This is a genomic window from Salicibibacter kimchii, assembly GCF_003336365.1.
Classification (GTDB): Bacteria; Bacillota; Bacilli; order Bacillales; family Marinococcaceae; genus Salicibibacter; species Salicibibacter kimchii.
In genome coordinates this window covers 1,775,856-1,797,303 of sequence record NZ_CP031092.1, presented here as the reverse complement: position 1 = coordinate 1,797,303, position 21,448 = coordinate 1,775,856, and the positions used below count along the sequence as shown (strand labels likewise).

The following is a 21,448-nucleotide window of genomic DNA, read 5'->3' as shown; positions in this document are numbered from 1 at the left end:
GGCCATGACCCCAAGAGAGAAGCATAAACGTTTGGGCGATCTGTTGGTTGAAGTGAACGTGATTTCAGAAGAGCAGCTTTCTCAAGCACTTGCGGAACAAAAAAATTCGGGATTGCGTCTAGGCGACCAATTAACGGCATTGGGATTTATCGATGAACAAAGGCTGGTGGAAGTGCTTGAGTTCCAGCTGGGCATTCCTCATGTCAAGTTGCACAAACAACAGATTGACCGGGGCATCCTCAATCTGATCAGCGAAGAAGTGGCCAAAGGATATCAAGTACTGCCGATGAGCAAAAAGGGAAACAAGCTGGTTGTGGCCATGGCTGACCCGTTGAATTACCACGCCATTGACGACATGCGTTTGAGCACCGGATTTGACATCCAACCGGTCATTGCAAAAAAAGAAGAACTCGCTCTCGCTATTAACCGCTATTTCGGCATGCAGAAATCGATCAACCGTATGATGCAGGAATACACCGAAGATCTGACTGAAGACGCAGAGGAACTTACGAAACAAAATTCGGATGATTCACCGGCGGCGCAAATGATGAATCAAATTATGGCGCAAGCGGTTCATGAGTCAGCCAGTGATGTTCATATTGATCCACAGGAAGAGGAGACGGCCATTCGATTCCGCGTGGACGGGTTTTTGCGAACAGAAAGGATCGTCCCCGCCAATATGCACCCAGTCGTAACGGCGAGAGTGAAAATTATGTCCAATCTCGATGTTGCTGAACGCCGTCTTCCGCAAGATGGACGTTTTCAGATGACCATTGATTACAAACAAATTGATATCAGAGTGTCGTTATTGCCCACGATTCACAGGGAGAAAATTGTACTCAGAATCCTCGATTTGTCTCGAACCATCGGAGGAATTGACGAACTAGGATTTTCGGAAGAGAACTTGTTTAATCAGATGATCAGTCGTCCGTACGGCCTTGTTTTGGTGACGGGGCCGACAGGGTCCGGGAAATCGAGTACATTATATGCTGCTTTGCAACGGTTGAATACAGAGGATACGAACATTATTACGATTGAAGACCCTGTGGAATATCAGCTAAAAGGAATTAATCAGATTCAGACGAATGCTGCTATCGGTCTCGATTTTGCCAAGGGCTTGCGCACGATTTTGAGGCAAGACCCGAACATTATAATGGTTGGGGAAATAAGGGATCGCGAAACGGCTGAAATTGCCTTACGAGCCGCCATGACCGGTCATCTCGTGCTGAGTACGTTACATACGAACGATGCAGCCAGCTCGATCAGCCGGTTAATCGATATGGGTATCGAACCGTTTTTGATCACGTCCGCGCTTATCGGATCTGTCGGCCAACGACTGGTGCGCCGTGTATGTCCTATTTGTGCCGAGAAGCAAGAAATGCGTGCAAATGAAAAAGACATCTTTTCAAAATTCGGCATCGAAATGAATGATGTACTAAAAGGAAGAGGTTGCCCGTCCTGTAATCAAACGGGTTATAAAGGGCGTATAGCCGTCCACGAAGTACTCAAGGTTGATGACCATTTAGGGAAAATGGTGGCAATGAAGAAGCCGGATAACTCCTACCGGGAATATCTCGCTGAACAAGGCTTCGTTACCATGTTCGAGGACGGCTTGCAGAAGGTGGCTGCAGACAAGACCACATTGGAAGAGATCTACCGTGTATCTTTAGACTGAAGTGAGTGAGGAATAAGCCAATGAACATTAAACAACTGCTTGCTTTTGCCCATGATAAAAAGGCATCAGACCTTCATTTAACCGTTGGACATCCCCCTGTCATTCGGCTTAACGGCTTCTTGGAAACAACCGGGGATGTGGCGTTAACGGCTCAGGATACGGCTACCGCAGCAGAAGAAATGACATCAAAGGAGCAGTATAAAAAATTTTTAACGGATGGAGAACTGGACTTTTCCTATGAGTTAAAAGGATACGGGCGCTTTCGTTGCAACGTATATAAACAAAAAAGTTCTATCGGGCTTGCTTTAAGGATGATCCCGAACGCGCCGCCGCAAATGGAAGACCTCGGGCTTCCGACATTGATCAAAAGTTTTTCCGAGCGTGCGCAGGGACTTGTCCTTGTTACCGGTCCAACGGGGAGCGGGAAAACAACGACGTTGGCCGCTATAATTGATGATATGAACCGCAACATGAAAAGGCATATTATTACTTTGGAAGATCCGATTGAATACATGCATGTCCATCAACAGTCGCTCGTGAACCAACGACAAATCGGGGAAGATACCCGCAGTTTTCCTCAAGGGTTGCGCGCGGCGCTCAGGCAGGATCCGGATGTCATTCTCGTCGGAGAAATGCGCGATCGGGAAACGATTCAGACGGCTTTGACGGCTGCAGAAACCGGTCATCTCGTTTTGGCTACGTTACATACCGTAAATGCGCCCCAGACCGTGGATCGGATCATCGATGTTTTCCCCGGTTCGGAACAATCACAAATTCGCATCCAATTGGCCGCTGTTCTCGCCGGAATCGTCTCACAATCGCTTTTGCCCACAAAAACAAACGATGGACGAACGGCAGCTATGGAAGTGCTCGTTAATAATTATGCGGTGGCAAACCTCATCCGTTCCGATAAAATTCATCAATTGAAAAGTATCTTGGAAACCAGCCGACAATATGGCATGCAAACGATAGAAATGGCCTTTCAACAATTGTTAGATCAGGGTATTATTTCTCGGGATACCTTTAAAGAGGGGATGATTGGAAGGGGGCATGATGTATCGATTTTGAATATGTAACGGTCGATCGTATGTCTGGGAACCGGGAAAAAGGCAAATTATCTTCAATGAATAGAGATGAAGCCAGAAAACAGTTGTTGGAGCAAGGAAAATACATTGTTGAATTGAAAGAGCAAAAAGAAAGCATTCTGAACAAGGAACTAAACATGGTGATGGGGAAGCCGGTCAAACTGTCAGCTTCCACTTACAGATGGTCGGGAGTATCTCCCAATTTCAAGATTTCATAGATGGTGTGCATGATGTGAATCGTTATATCCAAGTCGATCATTTTGATATCTCTGTTGGAGAGACTATGGAACAAGATGAAGATCCTGAAGATCTAGTGGATGAGGTGGATAGTGACGAAGTCGTCGATGTCAATTTGACACTAACGACGTATTATGTTGATTCTTTTCAGGGATACTTGGATTAGTCTCGAAAACAACCATGAAGGTTTTTTTGCACTCGCATGAGAAGGGAGTTTTAGAATAATCAGCTGATTTCCATCTTGCCCATTCATTTGTTGTTAGGTATGCTATACGTAGAAGATGATAAGACTTAGTGCGTAGAAGGGGTGTTAATGTTGAAGGTGCCGAAAAAACCGTGGACATTGTTATATAAAATCAGACAGGAGACGCTTCCTGCTGCGCATGAGTATTTAAATGAATGGAAGAAAAAAGCCGATGAAATTCCGGATACGGAATTGCGGGAGCAAGCGCTGGCGAGCCTTGAGTCGAAAGCATTCCACTGCGAAGGCGGGACGATCTATGGGTTATTGGCCACCGATAACCGTCGTCGTGATGTGATACGTTTTATCGTCGCTTATCAAACGATCAGCGATTACCTGGATAATCTTTGCGATCGAAGCACATCTTTGGAAGAACGGGATTTTCGCTCTCTCCATCGTTCCATGTACCATGCCTTAACGCCGGGAGAGACGCCGGATAACTATTATGAGTTTCGCGATGAGCAGGAGGATGGCGGATATTTAGCTTCGCTCGTTACGACATGCCAGAATGTTTTAAAAACGCTCCCCGGCTTTATGGATGCGCAGGATGCCATGCGGCAATTATCCGCTGTTTATTGTGACTTGCAAGTATACAAACATATCGATGAAAGGGAGCGGGAGGAAAAGTTAGAAGACTGGTTTGCAAGACATAAGCAGGCGCTTCCTCCCATGACATGGTATGAATTTTCCGCTTGCGCCGGGTCCACGCTTGGTATTTTTTGTCTCGCTGCTTATGCGTCCAAACGGAAACTGATTGCTCAAGAAGTGGAAGAAATCAAGGACGCCTATTTCCCTTGGGTCCAAGGCCTCCATATCATGCTTGATTATTTCATTGATCAAGAAGAGGATCGGCAAGAAGGGGATTTGAATTTTGTCTTTTACTATGAAAACGAAGAACAAATGGTGGAACGTTTTCGGTACATCAAAGAGAATGCCGAACACAGCGTTCAGCAATTGCCTGACGCAAAATTTCATCAGCTGATCAACAAAGGGTTGCTCGCCCTGTATCTCTCGGATAAAAAAGTGCAGGAAAATAAGGAATTGAAACGAACGGCAAAACGGTTTATTCGCTTTGGTGGCTTGCCGACGGCTTTCTTTTACCTAAACCGGGGAAAAGTAGCCAGACAAACTTCCTAAGTGGTGCCTGTAATGGCCGGCTCACCTCGTGTTTCTTCTTAATAATGTTTTAGACATTTTTGTCTTTTTTAGGACTTAATGGTCCTCACCCTTCGTCGGTGAGGACCATTGAGTCCTTACTTCCGGTCAACATCGTTATCTTCGTCTTCGCTTGAGTGGACCTTGTGGGTTTGGGTATTTGGAAAAATACGACCCCCACCGGCGTGTAATTCGCGATTTTCATACGTGAACGCTGAGGTCATATGCTGTTCGGGTTTCCATGGAGAAGATTTGCCGAAGGCTCCCTCGAATGGTGCGCCATAAGGACCCTCCGTTAACTCCTCTGCTGTTAGCTCATTCTCGTGTGATTCTACCGATTCAAAATCACGATAGCCCTGTTTGTTATTTTTTCCGGCCATTATTTTCACTCCCTCGCAACCAAGTTTTTTTACTATGGTCGGAGAGCAGCTGGCCTATTCATCGCTCCCAGGTTCAATTCTTGGAAGAAACGATGGCTTATGCTGCAAATGATGTTGGGCGTTGACCGAGCGGACGGTGCGTGTCTTTGCTCGCATGACGATGGAGTCTGTTTCGGCAATATCATCCCCAAGAAAACGAACACCGTTGAGCAGTTCCCCTGTAGAAACGCCGGTGGCCGCGAATAAGGCATCGTCCCCCCGAACAAGTTCGTTTAGTTGCAAAGGAGCGTTCGGATCTTCAATGCCCATTTCTTTACACCGTCTTGTTTCCTCTTCATTTCGGGGGGCTAGGCGCGCTTGCATGTCGCCACCGAGTGCCTTCACGGCTGCGGCGGCTATGACTCCTTCGGCAGCCCCTCCGGTTCCGATAAAGAGATCGACACCTGTGCCTGTGGTCGCGGTTGCCAGGCATGCACTTACGTCTCCATCGCCGAAAAGCTGTACTCGGGCCCCTTTCTGGCGAACGCGTTCGATGAGTGCTTCGTGTCGGGTGCGTTCTTGGATCATTACTGTTACATCGCGCACCCGTTTGTTCATCATTTTTGCGATTGTTTCAATGGAAGTTTCAATGGGATCATCCAAATGAACGCGTCCGGCAGCTTCGGGCCCGACGGCGATTTTTTCCATGTACATGTCCGGTGCGTGCAAGAGGGTTCCTTTATCTCCGATAGCAATAACAGCCATCGCGTTCGGATGCCCCTTGGCTACGATGCTCGTCCCTTCCAGCGGATCAACGGCGATGTCCACTTCCGGCCCCTGCCCGTTACCTATTTTTTCACCAATGTAGAGCATGGGTGCTTCGTCCATTTCTCCTTCTCCGATCACAACCGTCCCATCGCAATGGATGGATTGGAACATTGATTGCATCGCAGTTGTCGCCGCATCATCTGCTTCATTTTTTTTGCCGCGTCCAAGCCATTGAGCACTCGCAAGTGCGGCCGCTTCGGTGACGCGAACCAATTCCAACGCTAATTCTCGCTCCATATCTAATCTCCTCCATTTTGATCATCTTTAATCCTAACACTCTTGATGGGGCCTTCAAAACGTTTTTTCTTCACGGTTCGACATTGTGTTAGACTGGGGTATAAGAAGGCTGAGAGGTGAAGAAGTATGTATTTTGTCGATCGGACGTTGCTTGAAAAAAGGCTTCAATATCTGGAAAAATTGCTAAGGACATTTCGTGGCCAAAATGAATGGGCAGACCCCTTGGAAAAATTGGCGCTGGAACGCATGACCCACAGTTGGCTGGAAGCAATGATTGATGTAGGAAATCAAATGATTGACGGTTTTATCATGCGGGACGCCGGTGGATATAGCGATATTATAAATGTTCTTGAGGATGAGAAGGTGATCGGAGAACAGATGGCCAACGCGTTACAGACCGTCCTCGTTTGGCGGAAGACGCTCGTAAACGATTACTTGAATATCAATCACGGTGAGCTCGAAGCAATTTTACGTACACATGAACGAGAAATGGAATACTTTCCGAACGCGGTAAGGGTTTATTTAGAAGAAGAGCTCGGACCGGTATCGGCATTCTTGCCCGATGAAAGGTGAGGAACACATGTTATCATCGTATCGCGGTTTTATGATGGATTTGGACGGAACGATTTATAAGGGGAAAGAGGTTATTGAAAAAAGTGTCAGCTTTGTGCAAGCCCTCGCTGATCGGAAAATCCCCTATATATTTTTAACCAACAACTCCTCTCGGACACCAACGGAAATTGCTGAAAAGCTTAAGCGAATGAATGTGCCGGCGACCTCGGGGCATATCTATACGAGCAGTCTGGCCATGGCAGCATACGTGCGTGAACATTGGCAGTTGCCCATACGTGCTTATGTGATTGGATCGCGGGGGCTTGTCCACGCGTTGGAAGAGGTTGGGGTGCTTTTCACGGACCAAAACCCCGATGCTGTGATCGTTGGGGTGGATCGATTCTTTACATATGACAAACTGGCGAAAGCGCAGCGCGCCCTTTATAATGGCGCGACGCTGCTCGCCACAAATGCAGACAAAGCCATCCCGATGGAAGATGGGTATATGCCGGGGAATGGAGCAATTGTTGCCGCGGTTGCCGAAGCAAGCGACTCCACGCCGACGTTTGTCGGGAAACCGGAGCAGTGGATCGTAGAGCAATCGCTATCCATATTAAAAACCGGAAAAACCGAAACACTGCTCGTTGGTGACAATTATGATACGGATATTGTTGCGGGCCTTCGCGCCGGCGTTCCCACCTTACATGTCGGTACCGGGGTAACACCGAGGGAAGCCCTTGCCGAAAAAGAGAAACAGCCCACGTTTTCCGTTCCAAATCTGGATGTCTCTCTGCTCGAGCGATGAAACATGCAAATGTGCCTGCCATTTTAAGGGGAAGCTTGCAACCGCAGCCTACCCTTCAACGCCTTTGCTGGAGTGGGCAAGACGGCTGGATGCAGCTGCAGCCATTGCCCCCACGATATCATCGAGAAAGGTGTGGCACTTTGTTTGTTCATGGTTGTTAAGTTCGGCAATAATTCCCGGTTTAATTTTATCCACATAACCGAAATTTGTGAGCCCGATCGACCCGTATACGTTTACGATTGCCAAGGCAATAATTTCGTCGATACCATATAACCCTTCATCGGCAGCTATCGCTTCTTGCAGCGGGGAACTTAATTTTTTTTCTTCGGCAAGACGGTCGAGTTCGATTCCGGTTAATAAAGCGTTTTGTACCTCGCGCTTGCCAAGTACGGCCATGATGTTAGCCGCGCACGTGTCTTTCGTTAAGTCATCGATATAAGGGGCTTGCAATTCATAGACGAGTTCGGCGATATCGTTAACGGTGACGCCTCTCTCCTCTAGGGTTTGGACAGCTATTTCTTTTGATATCATTGTGGTTCGCTCCCTTCCTGTCTCCTACAGTTTATTTGATATTTCTTACCAATACTGTATGTTCATGCGATGACTAGATTGATCCCCTCTGCCATACACTGGTAGGAAGATGGGGGTGCCTGGAATGTTGGAAAAGAATGTTTACGACCAGTATGGACTTTATTGTGACGAAAAGTATCAATTTGGTCAATACGAAGGTTTTCGGTCAGGCAGTCAATATTACGTCCTAATGCCTTCGTTGCGCCGGCATGATCACTTATGGGTGCAATTGGAATGGGCGAAACGGTTGAAAGCCAGGGGGGTCCCCCAGATTACCGACCTTGTTCCCGATATGGGCGGCAACGCAGTGACCCGTGTCGATGGAGTGCAGCAGCTTCTTTTTCAGCTCCCGGAGGAAGAGGATCGGTCAGGCTTGTCCGAAGGAGAGACGTTGGCAATGATGCATGAATTCGGTAAAGGCTGGGTTCCCGAGGTGAATGATCTCCACTTATATGGTCGATGGCTTTCCTTTTGGGAAAGAAGAATCGAACAGTTGGAGGCTTTTCATCGAACCATTGATCAACGATTGCAAAAAACAGCCTTTGACCAACAATTTTTATATACGTTTCCATATTATCTCGGGCGAGCGGAGACAGCAATGCAATGGCTTGTGGAAGAGGGAATGGAGCAAACGTTGTCCCCCTCCATGGGCACAATTAACCATACGCGTTTCAAGCCGGGGGCATGGATGGTTGCAGATGAAAACCGCACGCAGGTGAAACTCCCCCTGTCGTTCGTTTATGACCATCCTGCCCGAGATGTAGGGGAGTGCCTTCGCTATTGTTATGAACAAGATGATTTGTCTCTCGCGTCCGATTTTCTTGAAGCGTATACGCGTGGCCAACCGCTTCAACCCCCAATGTGGGCGCTCGTTGGAGCAAGGCTTTTATTCCCGCTAACCTATGTGGAGCTAATGGAAGAGCACTACCTGAATGAAGGAACAAAAGAAGTCCGTGCGGACGTGGACGAGGAAAAATTTGAACAGGTACTGGAACATGAAGAAAGCTACATGAAGCATACGGCGCAATGTTTGCTCGATGCACTCCCGGAAGCATCGAAAGGCCAATGGTTTACGAGAGATCGTGCATTTGCGTTCATTCAATAGAAGGTTAATGGCTGTTATTACGGAGATCAGACATCGGAAGCCTTTCCGGATATCAGATTGTCGGAGGCCGGTATTCCGATCTCCGGTCTCTGAAAACTGTATTTCACTCCGTTAACGCCCCTAAATTTTTTTATGTAAAAAGCTTGAATAGCGTATTTTCCCCTTGTTATTTTTACAAAGAACCACTATAATGTCCTTAGGAAAAAGACATTTGTATTTCTCATATGAACAATAGCTGTGGAGGATAAAGGGGTAGATTTCAAATGAAAAACAACATCGAAATCGGGTTATTGGGGCTCGGAACGGTGGGAAACGGAATTATTCATATTCTAAACCATCATAAAAAAGAATTGATGGCGAAGACGGGCGCCGCGGACATAACCGTTCGCAAGGTGCTCGTTCGTGATTTGGAAAAACAACGCGATGGGAACGTCACCAAAGAAATGGTGACAACGAAGGCGGAAGAAGTGCTGGACGATCCGAACATCGATCTCGTCATTGAAGTGATGGGCGGAATCGAGGAAGCAAAACAATACATTGAAAAAGCGTTAAGAAATGAAAAGCATGTCGTGAGCGCGAATAAAGATTTGATTGCTTTGCATGGAGATGAACTCTTGGCTCTTGCCGAAGAGAATAACGCGGAATTTCTCTACGAAGCAAGTGTTGCCGGAGGTATCCCGATTTTACGGTCGCTTACCGAAGGGTTGGCCTCCGATCGAATTACAAAAATGATCGGGATTGTAAACGGCACGACCAATTATATGCTCACGAAGATGACAAAAGAAGAGCTTAGCTACGATGAAGCGTTACAACAGGCGAAAGATTTAGGGTTTGCCGAAAGTGATCCTACCGCTGATTTGGAAGGGTTGGACGCGGCTCGTAAAATGGTTATTTTAGCGCGACTTGGGTTTTCGGCTTCCGTGCAATTGGATGAAGTTTACCTTAAAGGGATGACTGAGGTGACGGCAGAAGATATCGATTTCGGTCAACAATTGGGCTATACGCTAAAACTGATCGGTCTTGCCTCCAGAAGCGATGAAGGGATCGAGGTGTCTGTAGAGCCTGTGTTTATCCCTGAAGATCATCCGCTTGCTTCCGTCAACGATGAATATAACGCGGTTTATGTTTATGGGGAAGCAGTCGGCGAAACGATGTTCTACGGCCCGGGTGCAGGTTCGCTCCCGACCGCTACAGCAGTGGTCTCTGATGTAATGGGTGTGATCCGCCAAATCCGCTTGGGGACAGCTGCCACACAGGTGAATGCTGCAGACAAAGAAGACACCGTTTTAAAGAAAGAAGAAGACATTCGTGCAAAATATTTCATTCGTCTTCATGTGCATGATGTAGCGGGAGCGTTTAAAACCCTCACATCTGTTTTTACGTCAAACAAAGTAAGTTTTGAAAAGCTTATTCAGTTGCCCATGGACTCTGAAGAATTGGCGGAAGTCGTCATGGTTACCCACGAAACGAATCGTACGACTTTTGAACAAATCACGAACGATTTAGCTGATCTGGATGTCGTAGAGAAGGTAAAAAGTCGTTATCGCGTCGAAGGAGGAGAAGCCGATGTCCCCGAACAAAGGGATCTTGCACTCGTATAAACATTATTTGCCGGTGACATCGGCGACGCCTTTGCTTAGCCTGCACGAGGGAGATACGCCTCTGATCCATTTACCGACATTGTCGGAAGAATGGGGAGTAAATTTATATGTAAAAACCGAAGGCGTAAATCCAACCGGGTCTTTTAAAGACCGAGGGATGGTAATGGCGGTCGCGAAAGCAAAAGAAGCGGGGAGCAAAGCTATCATTTGCGCATCGACAGGCAATACATCTGCAGCGGCAGCGGCCTATGGAACGCGCGCGGGGTTACGCACGATTGTCGTCATTCCGGAAGGAAAAGTAGCGATCGGGAAATTGGCCCAGGCAAGCATGTACGGAGCGGAAGTATTTGAAATCGAAGGGAATTTTGATCAGGCGCTGGACATGGTTCGCGATGTAAGCGAAAAAGAAGATGTGACGCTCGTCAATTCCGTAAACCCTTACCGGGTAGAAGGACAGAAAACAGGAGCGTTTGAGATTTGTGATGCACTTGGCAAAGCGCCGGATGTGCTTTGTATCCCGGTCGGGAATGCAGGAAATATCACTTCTTACGGAAAGGGATTTAAAGAATACGATGCGGCCAATGGCACAGGTCAGCCGCAGTTGTTCGGTTTTGAAGCAGAAGGAGCAGCCGCGATTGTCCAAAATAACGCGGTTCAGGACCCCGAGACATTGGCGACGGCGATCCGGATCGGCAACCCTGCCAGTTGGTCAGTCGCGCTTGAAACCGTGAAGCAAGCGGGGGGTGGATTTGATGCCGTTAAGGACGAGGAAATCGTTGCTGTTTATCGCGGTCTCGCTCAAACGGAAGGTGTTTTCGCAGAGCCTGCCTCCTGTGCTTCGCTCGCGGGCTTAAAAAAGAAAATCGTATCCGGAGAGATTAAAAAAGGAAGTACGGTCGCTTGTGTACTGACGGGCAACGGCCTGAAAGACCCGGCGACAGCACTTGATACGAACGATATCGATCCGATTCGAATTCCAAACGAGACCAAAACGTTCCTTTCCCATTTGCACCAGAAGGAGGGGGTGGGCTCCCGTGGGTGAAAAGCGGATGACGATCCATGTGCCGGCTAGTTCCGCAAACCTGGGCCCGGGGTTTGATTCGATTGGTTTGGCAGTTGATCGTTACTTGACGTTAGATGTTTATGACGCGAGCAATTGGACGTTTACAACTTCGTCCCCTCAGCTTGAAGGGATCCCGTCAGGGAAAGGGAACATGGTTTACAAAGTCGCGCGCGCAATGGCCGCAACAAGAAAAAAGGCACTCCCTCCGTGCCACGTGCATATGACGTCAGATATCCCTTTGGCACGCGGACTTGGAAGCAGTGCCGCGGCCATCATCGCGGCGATTGAACTTGCTGATCGTCTGTTGAATATGGATTTAACAAAAGAAGAAAAGTTACGTTTTGCAAGTGTTTTGGAAGGACATCCGGACAATGTGGGCGCTTGTTTGTACGGCGGTTTGACCATTGGCATGCATACGGATACCAAGACACGAATCGTTAACCGATCGATTCCGGATGTGGATCTTGTTTTAATGGTCCCCGGCGATGAGTTACTCACCTCGGAAGCAAGGGAAGTGTTGCCGGAAACGTTGGAGTATCGGGACGCGGTGCAAGCGGGGGCGTGTGGAAATGTGCTGGTGGCGGCCTTGTTAACCGGAAACTGGCCCCTCGTCGGGGAAATGATGGGCGATGACCGTTATCATCATCCTTATCGGGGATCGTTAATTCCCGGCCTTTCTGAAGCCCTTCAAGATGTTAGCAATTATGGTGTTTACGGAGCTGCATTAAGTGGAGCAGGGCCAACAGTATTGTGTCTGGCTCCCTTGGGGCGGGGAAAGGAAATTGCGGCCGCGATACAGGAGAAGTATGCCCAGTATCATGTTGAAACAGCCCATCCCGCGATCAGTGGCGTTGAGGTCTATGATCCTTCTGAAAAATCCGTCGCTTCGCTTTGAATAAGAAATCTGCACAAAAAAGCTCCGACAAGAAGATGTCGGAGCTTTTTATAAGGTCTAAAATACCTGTTCGATTTCCGTGACGCCGGGCACCTCTTCTGTGAGTGCCCGCTCAATACCGGCTTTTAATGTGATCGTTGAGGATGGGCAGGTGCCACATGCGCCCATTAAACGTAGCTTCACAATGCCGTCTTCCACTTCGACCAATTCGACGTCGCCACCGTCCCGAAGAAGGAATGGGCGAAGTTTTTCGAGTACTTCCCGTACTTGTCCGGTGATGTCTTCTACTGCCTCTGTCATAGCAAACACTCCTTTCTTACTATCCATTATAATACCCAGCACGTTAAAAATCTATGATGGGGACTTATCTTTCTAAAAAAGGGGTTTTTATCCCGGGGTTAAGCGCCCGTCATTCCAGGATTCAAATGATCGGAAGTCTGAAGATGAAGATGATTCTTTGTTTCCTGAAAATCCTTTTCCACCCTTGGCCGCTGAAAATTGCCTAAGTTTCACTTTATACTATACTCATTGTACAATGAGTATAGGGGAGGGGGCATTGATATGTCAATAATCATCACCGTTTACGGCGCTGAGAAAAAATGTGCCAGTTGCGTAAATTTACCGTCGGCATGGGAGACAAAAGAGTGGTTGGAAGCACTGCTAACCAGGAAATATGTAAACCAACCGTTGGCGTTTGAATATGTCGACATGGAGTATCCGAAAGCAGGGCATGAGGCATTTGCCCAGCATATGCTGGAAGAAGATCGGATCTACCCTCTTGTTACAATTAATGGAGACGTTGTTGCCGAAGGGAATCCGAAAGTGAAGGATATTTATACAAAAATTGATCATTTAGTTAAATAATACAGCTCCCCATTGGTTGGGTGAGCTGTATGATTAAACGCCGGAATGGTATTTATACATCCATAAGACACCGCTTTTTAAGAGCCGGGCGACACGGCCGGTGACGGCAGCTTTTTCTCCCATCATCGTACCGAACCCTTTTTTCTTTCCGAGGGAACCAAGCGTGCCTTTTAATTTTAATTCAGGCATGGAGTCCGGAAGCTTTTCCCCTTTCCATTGCAATTTCAGGATATCCACAATTTGTTCGCCCTGTTTTTCCGCAAGTTGTGCGCTTGGGGCGTGAGGGAGACTGGCGCAGTCTCCGACGACAAAAACATCAGGAAAGCCTGGAATGTGATGATGTTTAGTAAGGATGGTGCGTTTTTTATCGTCCACTTCAACGTCCAATGCACGGGTAACGTTAGAAGGTTGTACACCTGCAGTCCAAATTACTGCGTCGGCTTTGACCCGTTCTTCATGGTTATAGAGCGCATCGGCAGACACGCGTGTAATGTTGGAATTGCTAACGATCTGCACGTCATGTTTTTGAAACCAGGAGGTTACATATGAACTCAGTCGTCTTGGGAACATCGGTAAAATGGTTTCGCCACGGTCGAAAAGTCGGATGTTAAGATCATGTCGGCTTTCCCGTAATTCTGCGGCTAATTCCACCCCCGACAGCCCAGCGCCAACAACGGAAACACTGGAATGAGGTGGGAGGTTGCTAATGGCTTCATATGTACGTCGAGTATTTTCCATGCTTTGGATGCTGAATGTATGTTCTTTCGCGCCCGGGACACCGTGATACTTGTCCGTCCCTCCAAGTCCGATCACGAGTTTGTCATATTCCAAGATTTCATTATCAGTTTCTGTGCTTAATGTTATTTTTTTCTCAGAGAGCTCAATGCTTTGTACGGTGCCGAAGTGGTGGCGAACATGGTTTGGAAAAGGTACACGAATTTCATGATCCGATTCCGTACCTGCAGCCAATGCATAGTATTCGGTTTTAAGGCAGTGATAGGGCAGTTTATCTACAAGAACGATTTCATAATCGTCGGGCAAGTCTTTGGCGTTCAATTGTTGCATCACTTTCATGCCGCCATAGCCGCCGCCCAATATTACAAGTTTTCGCATGCTTATGGACTCCTTTTGTAAAAATGCACGAGTACGCTCAGTGTTGCAAAAAATATACCAAAAGCATAAATATTGTTGAGAGACGTTCATGCACACACTTCTTAAATTATAACGATTAAGTGGATAGAAGACAACATTAGCGGTACATAAGAGGAAAGAAGAGAATGTTTTGAAGAAACAAAGAAGTAGACTAGGGATGGGCGGGAATGAACATAAAACACGGGAAGTTTAATTGTAAGTAGACGGGTGAGGAACTTATTTTGGTGAAATGATTCATGGTACCACGACATTAGCTGAAAATCGCTTTTACGCGCTTCCTCAACACACCTCAATGCACCTTTCAGAGGCAAAAAAAAGTGAATCTGGGGTGCGATAAAGGCTCTAACGAACCCTGATGGGAGAAAATGCGAACTCGGAGTACGATAAAGGCTCAACGCACCTTTGGTAGACAAAAAACGTGAATATGGGTTGCGAAGAAACATTTCAGATGGAAACTGGCATAAGCAGCGCATGAAAGTTGCGCGACTTTATGGAAAATTGAAGACGCATGTCATGATTACTTGCATAAAATCTCTACGGACATTGTCAAAAACCACGACATGATCGGAATTGAGGATTTGCAAGAATCGAATATGATGAAAAATCATAACTTAGCCAAAGCGATTAGTGAGGTAAGTTGGGCTCGTTTTCGCACCATGCTTGAATATAAAGCAAAATGGTATGGGAAACAGGTGATAACGGTGGCCAAAAACTTTCCTTTCAGTCAACGATGTTCAAGTTGTGACCACCGAAACCAAGACGTTAAAAATCTTGCGTTGCGTGATTGGGAATGTCCCAAATGCCACACGCGCCACGATAGAGATATTAACGCAAGTAAAAACATTCGTATTAAAGCATTACGCGATTACGATTAACCGCAGGGACTGCGGGGATAGTCTAATCAAACTTTCGGTCACGAGGGTGTTTTTAGGAATCTCCATCTTCAAATTTCATCAGAAATGAAGGTAAAGTAGTTCAACTTCATTCTTTTCCTTTGGAAGAAAACATTCCGGCGATACTGTCTTTTTTGGCTTGTACACACTGCGATTGATAGGGTTCCATCGAATTACGTTGCAAGTCCGTTCTATTGACGCTGACACACAAAGAAGCTACCATAACAATGGAATGTGTCATATAAGCTGATGGAAGTTTGAACAGGAAAGGTGAGAGAAATGTTTCCCATTGTCGAGTTCTGTGTCAGTAACTTGGCTAGCGGAACCCATCCTGTGCTGGAAGCATTAGAAAAAGATCCGGGCCTGGAAGTCGTCGAATACGGATGTCTCGGGTTTTGCACCACGTGTGCTGAAAATGACTACGCACTTGTGGACGGTGAAGTGATTACCGGCGCAGATAGTGATGATCTGCTCGCCAATATTTATGCTTTTCTTGAAGAAGAAGGTATGATATAGAGTTGAAAGCGCGTGTGTTTGATCATGCGTGCTTTTTTTCATGTTCTTTGTTTGTGAAAACAGACACATTCATACAAATTTCTACTATTTCCCGGGAAATAAGACACGAAATGATTGACGTCAGTGATTATTTCGCTATACTATCAGGAAGGAGGAAATCGTGATGAAATTACTTCCTTTCGAAAATACGTGGCCTTATGAACGGATTAAAGATGATATTTATTTTGATGCATGTCCGAATTGCGGCGCTGAAAATGTGCTCACTTATATGAAAAAAGAACAATTAAACGATGCATTTGATGGAGTGAAAACCGACATCATTATGCCTTGTTGCTATTTTAAAATAACGATTGCCGAGGCGGACAACGATTATTTTTGGGCGACGGAACGGCTGCGAAAGTGAGGTTGGATCAACGGTGAAGTTTACGAAAATGCAAGGGCTTGGAAATAGCTATATTTATGTAGATGGCTTTAAAGAAAACATTCCGAATGAGGAAAGCTTACCCAACCTTGCAACTGAAGTTGCCAATCTCCACACAGGTATTGGCTCGGATGGCCTGATTCTCATTCTTCCTTCGAACCTCGCGGATGTACGAATGCGCGTGTTTAACAGTGATGGATCGGAAGCAAAAAATTGCGGAAATGGTTTGCGCTGTGTCTCCAAATACGTTTTTGAGCATCAATACGTCGAGCATAAGCATTTTTCCATCGAAACGCTCGGAGGGATTGTTGAATCTCTGGTACATCTTGATGAAGATGGGGCAGCCTCTGAAGTTACGGTCGATATGGGAGTCCCTCGTCTTAAACGAAAGGATGTGCCGATGCACGGCGAGGGCGATGAACTCGAGGAGCACGTCATCGACGCGACGGAACACATCGATGGGGTGGATTATACATTCACCGCTGTTTCCATGGGCAATCCTCACGCTGTCTTTTTTGTGGACAGCGTTGGAGAGGCTTCGGTTGAAACTGTAGGTCCTCTCGTAGAGCAAGCAGCCCTTTTTCCGGAAGGCACAAATGTGGAATTTATTTCGATCAAAAATGGCACGGAAATTGATTTTGCCGTGTGGGAGCGTGGCAGTGGCATGACGCAAGCGTGTGGAACCGGCGCTTGCGCGGCGGTTATAGCGGCAGTTTTAAATAAGAAAGTAAAAAAAGACGAAGCGATTGTGGTCCACTTGTCGGGTGGGGATTTAACGATCCGTTGGTCGTCGAAAGATGATCATGTTTGGATGAAAGGACCGGCAGTGACCGTTTGTACGGGCACGTACATGATAGATGGATGATTGGTTCATCAAACGTTTGATGAATCTTCCATGTTGACGGAAATCGCTTTCAATGCTAAGCTTTTCTCAAGAACTGTTAAGATCTTATCCTATCCAACGCCCGGATAGGTTCTAAGATTAGAAGCCAGTTTACTTCACAGGGAGTAGACTGGCTTTTTTTATACTATCAGAAAGGATAAATGTTCGGATGATAGTATAAGAAGACGTTGACTTTCGCTATTTTTGAGGTCAAGTCTTTCTAAGGTTCTAAATGTGATTTTAGGGAGAGGGGCATGAGTTATGGATTTTTCATTAACGGAAGAACAGCAAATGGTACAGAAAACGGTCCGCCAATTTGTCGATGACGAGATTATACCAAATATTGCCGAGTGGGATGCCAATGGCCATTTTGAACATAGCATATTGGATAAGATGGCAGAACTCGGTTTGATGGGCATTTGTATTCCGGAAAAATACGGCGGAAGCGGCATGGATTATAATACGCTGGCCATCGTTTGTGAAGAATTGGAGCGGGGAGACACAACCTTTCGGACAGCAGCGTCCGTCCACACCGGTTTGAACAGTATGACGATTTTGCAATGGGGGTCGGAGGAGCAAAAACAAAAATATTTGACTCCCCTTGCATCCGGCGAAAAAATCGGTGCATTCGGCCTCACGGAACCGAACGCGGGCTCGGATGTGGCTGCCATGAACAGTACTGCCACAAAAGAAGGCGATTATTATATCCTGAACGGCTCCAAAACGTGGATTTCGCTATGTGATGTTGCCGATTATTTCCTCGTGTTCGCATATACCGGAGAAAAAGAAGGAAAACACAACAGCATTTCCGCCTTTATCGTGGAACGGGAGTGGGAAGGATTTAGTTCGAAAGCGATCAAAGGGAAGTTGGGCATTCGCGCCGGAAATACCGGAGAAATTTTCTTTGATGACGTGAAGGTCCCAAAGGAAAATTTACTTGGGGAAGAGGGCGAAGGGTTTAAGATTGCCATGTCCGCCTTGGATAACGGCCGTTTCACCGTAGCTGCAGGGGCGTGCGGATTGATCATGGCAAGCCTGGAAGCGTCCGTCGCGTATGCTCACGAGCGAAAAACGTTTGGAAAAGAAATCGGCAAACACCAGCTTGTTCAGCAAATGATTGCCAATATGGAAGCAGGTTTGCAAATGAGCCGGTTGCTCGTTTTCAAGGCCGGTGAGCTTAAAAACAAAGGCGTCCGTAACACACGGGAAACATCGCTAGCGAAATGGCAAGCCTGCAATTTTGCTAATGAAGCAGCCAATGACGCGGTGCAAGTCCATGGGGCGTATGGGTACTCCAATGAGTATCCGGTCGAGCGTTACTTGCGAAATTCCAAAGCCCCGGTGATCTATGAAGGGACAAGAGAAATTCATACCGTAATGCAGGCCCGTTATGCCCTTGGGGAGACAGAAGATAAGCCGTTAAGGAAAATGCTGCCCGCGTGGCCGTTCGAAGAATAGGAAAAATCCTGCAGACAGCGCAACAATCAAGGAAAAAGCGCCGCCCATTCACGATGAAGATCGGCGCTTTTTTCTATATGGGGAAAGGGGAAATCAAAATGGAAAATGCATTAAAAGGGATAAAAGTACTGGATCTTTCGCGTGTGCTTGCTGGACCATTGGGAACGATGCTGCTTGCCGATATGGGCGCAGACGTTTTGCGAGTAGAGCAACCCGGCGGAAGTGATGATATTCGGCACTGGTATCCGTTTGTTGGCGAAGAAAGCACGTACTACATGGCGGCTAATCGGAATAAACGCTCGATGACGCTACATTTAAAAGCAGAAAAAGGCCGAGAAATTTTTGAAACGCTCGTCAAAACCGCTGATATTGTCGTTGAGAATTTTAAAACCGGAACGCTAGACCGTCTTGGACTTGGTTATGAACGGTTGAAAACGATTAAGCCGGACATCATTCTTTGCTCGATCACCGGATACGGCCAAACCGGCCCTATGCATCAATACCCGGGCTATGACCCCGTGATTCAGGCGGTCAGCGGATTAATGGATGTCACGGGGCAGAAAGACGGAGACCCGACACGAGTAGGGATTCCCGTCACTGATATTATGACATCCCACTATGTGGCGATCAGTCTATTGGGTGCATTACGGGTTCGTGACCAGGAGCAAAAAGCACAACATGTTGACCTTTCTCTTTTAGATGTGCAAGTCAGTTCTCTTGCGAATGTTTCCAGCAGTTACCTTTTAAAAAATCACATCGCCCATCGAATGGGCAATGCCCACGGAAATATAACGCCGTATGAAACATTCCAGTGCGCGAATGATCCGATCATGATCGCGGCCGGAAATGACCGGATGTTCGCGGCGGTGGCAAAGGTAATGGGGCACCCGGAGTGGGCGGAGGACGAGCGTTTTCAGACGAACCGTGACCGCATCGAACATCGTGATGAACTCCGCGCGTTGCTCGAAGAAGTATTTGTAGAGAAAACAGCCGCGGAATGGGAGGAAAAGCTAACCGAACACGGTGTTCCATGTGGTGCCGTAAATAACATTGAGCAAGTATTCGACCATCCTCAAGTCCAACACCGGGAAATGGTCCAAAGGGGAGAACATGAAACGCTGGGAGAAGTGGAGTTCGTGCGCAATCCCATACGGGCAAACGGGGAAGCCCTGTCCATCGAACAAGCGCCTCCGGTCCTGGGAGCAGATACGGAAGATGTTTTAACAGGAGATATTGGATTGGATGAAGAAAGTTTACAGGTGCTTAAAAAAGAAGGTATTATCTAATAGAGATAGTGTAATGTGATTGCCAAATAGAAATGGAGAAGAACGGAGGCGGGGACATGCTGGCTGTCGAAAAGAAATGGTCAAAAAAAAGCAGGGATCAGGTGCTTGTGGTCGGTGTAAGCGAAGATGATGAAGGCCTTCCGGAAGAACTGGAAAAAGGGAGCAAATCAATGCTTACGGCATTGAACAGGCAATGGACCGATGGAACAATCGCAACCAAAAAAGCAAAGGTAACCAACATGACTGTTTTGGATGAAGGAGAGCCGCTTCAACAGTTGATTTTCGTTGGTCTAGGCCTTCGCAGCAGCCTCACATTGGCTGGCCTGAAGGAAGCGTTCGGTACCGCGGTGAAAGCCGTTCATGAGCATAAAGCAGCGAGGGTCGGCGTTCTACTTGATACCTTTCGCGATAAAGCGGACAGTTTCGGAGATGAAGTTGTCACGCAGGCATTGTCGGACGCGGTATTAACAGCACCGTATCGTTTTGATATCTATAAAACAAAAAAAGAGGAACAACAGAATTTTACGTATACGATTTACGTTCAAAGTGGCGAGTCGGAAGCAGTGCGAGCGGGCATCCATCAGGGCCGGGCATTTGGCCAGGGAGTGAATTTGGCACGGACGCTCGTCAATCTCCCTGCCAATGACTTGCCGCCTGTTGCATTGGCAGAAGAAGCGGAGGCAATCGCTAACCGGCATGAAAAGATATCGGCTGAAATTCTCGATATTAATGAATTGCGGTCCTTGGGGATGCACGCGTTGCTCGCAGTAAATCGCGGCTCGGAGCAACCGGCGCAAATGATTATCTTGCGTTATCAAGGAGAAGAAACGTGGGAGCACCCGTTGGCACTCGTAGGAAAAGGAATTACGTTTGATTCCGGGGGGTACTCCATTAAACCCGGTCATGGGATGAAAACGATGAAATCGGATATGGGCGGAGCGGGAGCCGTTCTCGGTGCTTTTGAAGCAATCGGACACATGCAACCGCGAAAAAATGTGATGGCCATCATACCCGCGACAGAGAACCTTATCAATGGTTCTGCAATGAAACCGGGAGATGTACTGCAGACGTTTGATGGCCAGACAATCGAGGTAAACAATACAGATGCGGAAGGGCGATTGATCCTGGCGGACGGCGTGGCTTATGCCAGACATTTGGGTGCGGATAAAATCGTGGATATCTCGACCCTTACAGGTGCATGTGTCGTAGCGTTGGGGGATGTAATGACCGGAGCGCTTTCCAATGACGACGCGCTATATGAAGTGTTTGAAAAGAGTGCGGAAGAAATAGGGGAGGCGGTTTGGCGGTTTCCGACCCATCCGCGTTATGAAGAAATGGTACGTTCGAGCGATGTGGCCGATTTGAATAATTCCCCCGGACGTGAAGCAGGAACCATTACGGCAGGTCTTTTTATTGGTGCTTTTATTCACGAGACTCCGTGGATTCATTTGGATGTTGCGGGTACCGCATATGTAGAACGGGAGACGCCATTAGGCCCTAAAGGTGGCACCGGGGTAATGGTGCGCACGCTTGCAACCCTCGCAAGGCAATCAAATTTTTAGGAGGA

22 protein-coding genes and 1 pseudogene are annotated in these 21,448 nt (G+C 47.2%); 18 read left to right on the top strand and 5 right to left on the bottom strand.

Translation table 11 applies throughout. The annotated features are described in order from the left end of the window. Positions 1-4 precede the first annotated feature (4 nt). From DT065_RS09035 to DT065_RS09020, 4 genes are all read left to right on the top strand, one after another. A complete protein-coding gene (locus DT065_RS09035) occupies positions 5-1,675 on the top strand; it encodes a GspE/PulE family protein (protein WP_114372675.1) in 1,671 nt (556 codons plus the stop codon). Positions 1,676-1,695: 20 nt separating this feature from the next. After that, positions 1,696-2,751 carry a type IV pilus twitching motility protein PilT gene (locus tag DT065_RS09030; protein ID WP_114372673.1) on the top strand — a complete coding sequence of 352 codons (1,056 nt, stop codon included), beginning with the start codon at positions 1,696-1,698 and terminating at the stop codon, positions 2,749-2,751. A gap of 241 nt (positions 2,752-2,992) precedes the next feature. Next, positions 2,993-3,163: a hypothetical protein gene (locus DT065_RS09025; protein WP_160112478.1), complete on the top strand. Its 171-nt coding sequence runs from the start codon at positions 2,993-2,995 to the stop codon at positions 3,161-3,163. A 150-nt stretch (positions 3,164-3,313) separates the two neighbouring features. Beyond that, positions 3,314-4,375, top strand: coding sequence for a tetraprenyl-beta-curcumene synthase family protein (locus DT065_RS09020; protein ID WP_114376212.1), 1,062 nt, complete (start codon positions 3,314-3,316; stop codon positions 4,373-4,375). A gap of 116 nt (positions 4,376-4,491) precedes the next feature. Here the strand turns inward: DT065_RS09020 and DT065_RS09015 are convergent, their stop codons facing one another. Continuing rightward, complete coding sequence (locus DT065_RS09015; RefSeq protein WP_193550819.1) at positions 4,492-4,773, bottom strand: hypothetical protein; 282 nt, start codon at positions 4,771-4,773, stop codon at positions 4,492-4,494. 54 nt (positions 4,774-4,827) lie between these two features. After that, on the bottom strand, positions 4,828-5,817 hold the full coding sequence (gene glpX, locus DT065_RS09010; RefSeq protein WP_114372669.1) for a class II fructose-bisphosphatase: 990 nt from the start codon (positions 5,815-5,817) through the stop codon (positions 4,828-4,830). A 126-nt stretch (positions 5,818-5,943) separates the two neighbouring features. Between glpX and DT065_RS09005 the strand changes: the two genes are divergently transcribed. Both DT065_RS09005 and DT065_RS09000 read left to right on the top strand, forming a co-directional pair. Then, positions 5,944-6,390, top strand: a complete 447-nt coding sequence (locus tag DT065_RS09005) for a DUF86 domain-containing protein (protein WP_114372668.1) — start codon at positions 5,944-5,946, stop codon at positions 6,388-6,390. Positions 6,391-6,397: 7 nt separating this feature from the next. Continuing rightward, positions 6,398-7,174, top strand: coding sequence for a TIGR01457 family HAD-type hydrolase (locus DT065_RS09000; RefSeq protein WP_114372666.1), 777 nt, complete (start codon positions 6,398-6,400; stop codon positions 7,172-7,174). A gap of 48 nt (positions 7,175-7,222) precedes the next feature. Here the strand turns inward: DT065_RS09000 and DT065_RS08995 are convergent, their stop codons facing one another. Beyond that, positions 7,223-7,705, bottom strand: a complete 483-nt coding sequence (locus DT065_RS08995) for a phosphatidylglycerophosphatase A family protein (protein ID WP_114372664.1) — start codon at positions 7,703-7,705, stop codon at positions 7,223-7,225. A 124-nt stretch (positions 7,706-7,829) separates the two neighbouring features. On the opposite strand from DT065_RS08995, the gene yutH reads away from it, so the two are divergent. The 4 genes from yutH to thrB all read left to right on the top strand — a co-directional run bounded on the left by yutH (position 7,830) and on the right by thrB (position 12,408). After that, positions 7,830-8,849, top strand: coding sequence for a spore coat putative kinase YutH (yutH, locus tag DT065_RS08990; RefSeq protein WP_160112477.1), 1,020 nt, complete (start codon positions 7,830-7,832; stop codon positions 8,847-8,849). 263 nt (positions 8,850-9,112) lie between these two features. After that, entirely contained in the window at positions 9,113-10,450 is a 1,338-nt protein-coding gene (locus DT065_RS08985; protein ID WP_114372660.1) for a homoserine dehydrogenase, read from the top strand. Further along, positions 10,416-11,492 carry a threonine synthase gene (thrC, locus tag DT065_RS08980; protein WP_114372658.1) on the top strand — a complete coding sequence of 359 codons (1,077 nt, stop codon included), beginning with the start codon at positions 10,416-10,418 and terminating at the stop codon, positions 11,490-11,492. The genes DT065_RS08985 and thrC overlap by 35 nt, the downstream gene beginning before the upstream one ends. Then, complete coding sequence (thrB, locus tag DT065_RS08975) at positions 11,485-12,408, top strand: homoserine kinase (protein ID WP_227002778.1); 924 nt, start codon at positions 11,485-11,487, stop codon at positions 12,406-12,408. The genes thrC and thrB overlap by 8 nt, the downstream gene beginning before the upstream one ends. Positions 12,409-12,465: 57 nt before the next feature. Here the strand turns inward: thrB and DT065_RS08970 are convergent, their stop codons facing one another. Beyond that, entirely contained in the window at positions 12,466-12,708 is a 243-nt protein-coding gene (locus tag DT065_RS08970) for a NifU family protein (RefSeq protein ID WP_114372656.1), read from the bottom strand. A 261-nt stretch (positions 12,709-12,969) separates the two neighbouring features. On the opposite strand from DT065_RS08970, the gene DT065_RS08965 reads away from it, so the two are divergent. Further along, a complete protein-coding gene (locus DT065_RS08965; protein WP_114372655.1) occupies positions 12,970-13,272 on the top strand; it encodes a DUF1462 family protein in 303 nt (100 codons plus the stop codon). A gap of 33 nt (positions 13,273-13,305) precedes the next feature. Here the strand turns inward: DT065_RS08965 and DT065_RS08960 are convergent, their stop codons facing one another. Then, entirely contained in the window at positions 13,306-14,385 is a 1,080-nt protein-coding gene (locus DT065_RS08960) for an NAD(P)/FAD-dependent oxidoreductase (RefSeq protein ID WP_114372653.1), read from the bottom strand. Between the two features lie 495 nt (positions 14,386-14,880). Between DT065_RS08960 and DT065_RS08955 the strand changes: the two are divergent. The 7 genes and pseudogenes from DT065_RS08955 to DT065_RS08925 all read left to right on the top strand — a co-directional run. Further along, positions 14,881-15,325, top strand: a pseudogene (locus DT065_RS08955) (RNA-guided endonuclease TnpB family protein); the annotation flags it as partial. A gap of 271 nt (positions 15,326-15,596) precedes the next feature. Next, on the top strand, positions 15,597-15,833 hold the full coding sequence (locus DT065_RS08950; protein ID WP_114372651.1) for a YuzB family protein: 237 nt from the start codon (positions 15,597-15,599) through the stop codon (positions 15,831-15,833). 163 nt (positions 15,834-15,996) lie between these two features. Further along, a complete protein-coding gene (locus DT065_RS08945) occupies positions 15,997-16,236 on the top strand; it encodes a hypothetical protein (RefSeq protein ID WP_114372649.1) in 240 nt (79 codons plus the stop codon). A gap of 28 nt (positions 16,237-16,264) precedes the next feature. After that, a complete protein-coding gene (dapF, locus tag DT065_RS08940; protein ID WP_114376208.1) occupies positions 16,265-17,119 on the top strand; it encodes a diaminopimelate epimerase in 855 nt (284 codons plus the stop codon). A gap of 279 nt (positions 17,120-17,398) precedes the next feature. Beyond that, on the top strand, positions 17,399-18,595 hold the full coding sequence (locus tag DT065_RS08935; RefSeq protein WP_114372647.1) for an acyl-CoA dehydrogenase family protein: 1,197 nt from the start codon (positions 17,399-17,401) through the stop codon (positions 18,593-18,595). A gap of 98 nt (positions 18,596-18,693) precedes the next feature. Beyond that, on the top strand, positions 18,694-19,881 hold the full coding sequence (locus tag DT065_RS08930; protein ID WP_114376206.1) for a CaiB/BaiF CoA transferase family protein: 1,188 nt from the start codon (positions 18,694-18,696) through the stop codon (positions 19,879-19,881). 56 nt (positions 19,882-19,937) lie between these two features. After that, positions 19,938-21,443, top strand: coding sequence for a leucyl aminopeptidase (locus DT065_RS08925; RefSeq protein ID WP_160112475.1), 1,506 nt, complete (start codon positions 19,938-19,940; stop codon positions 21,441-21,443). Positions 21,444-21,448 lie beyond the last annotated feature (5 nt).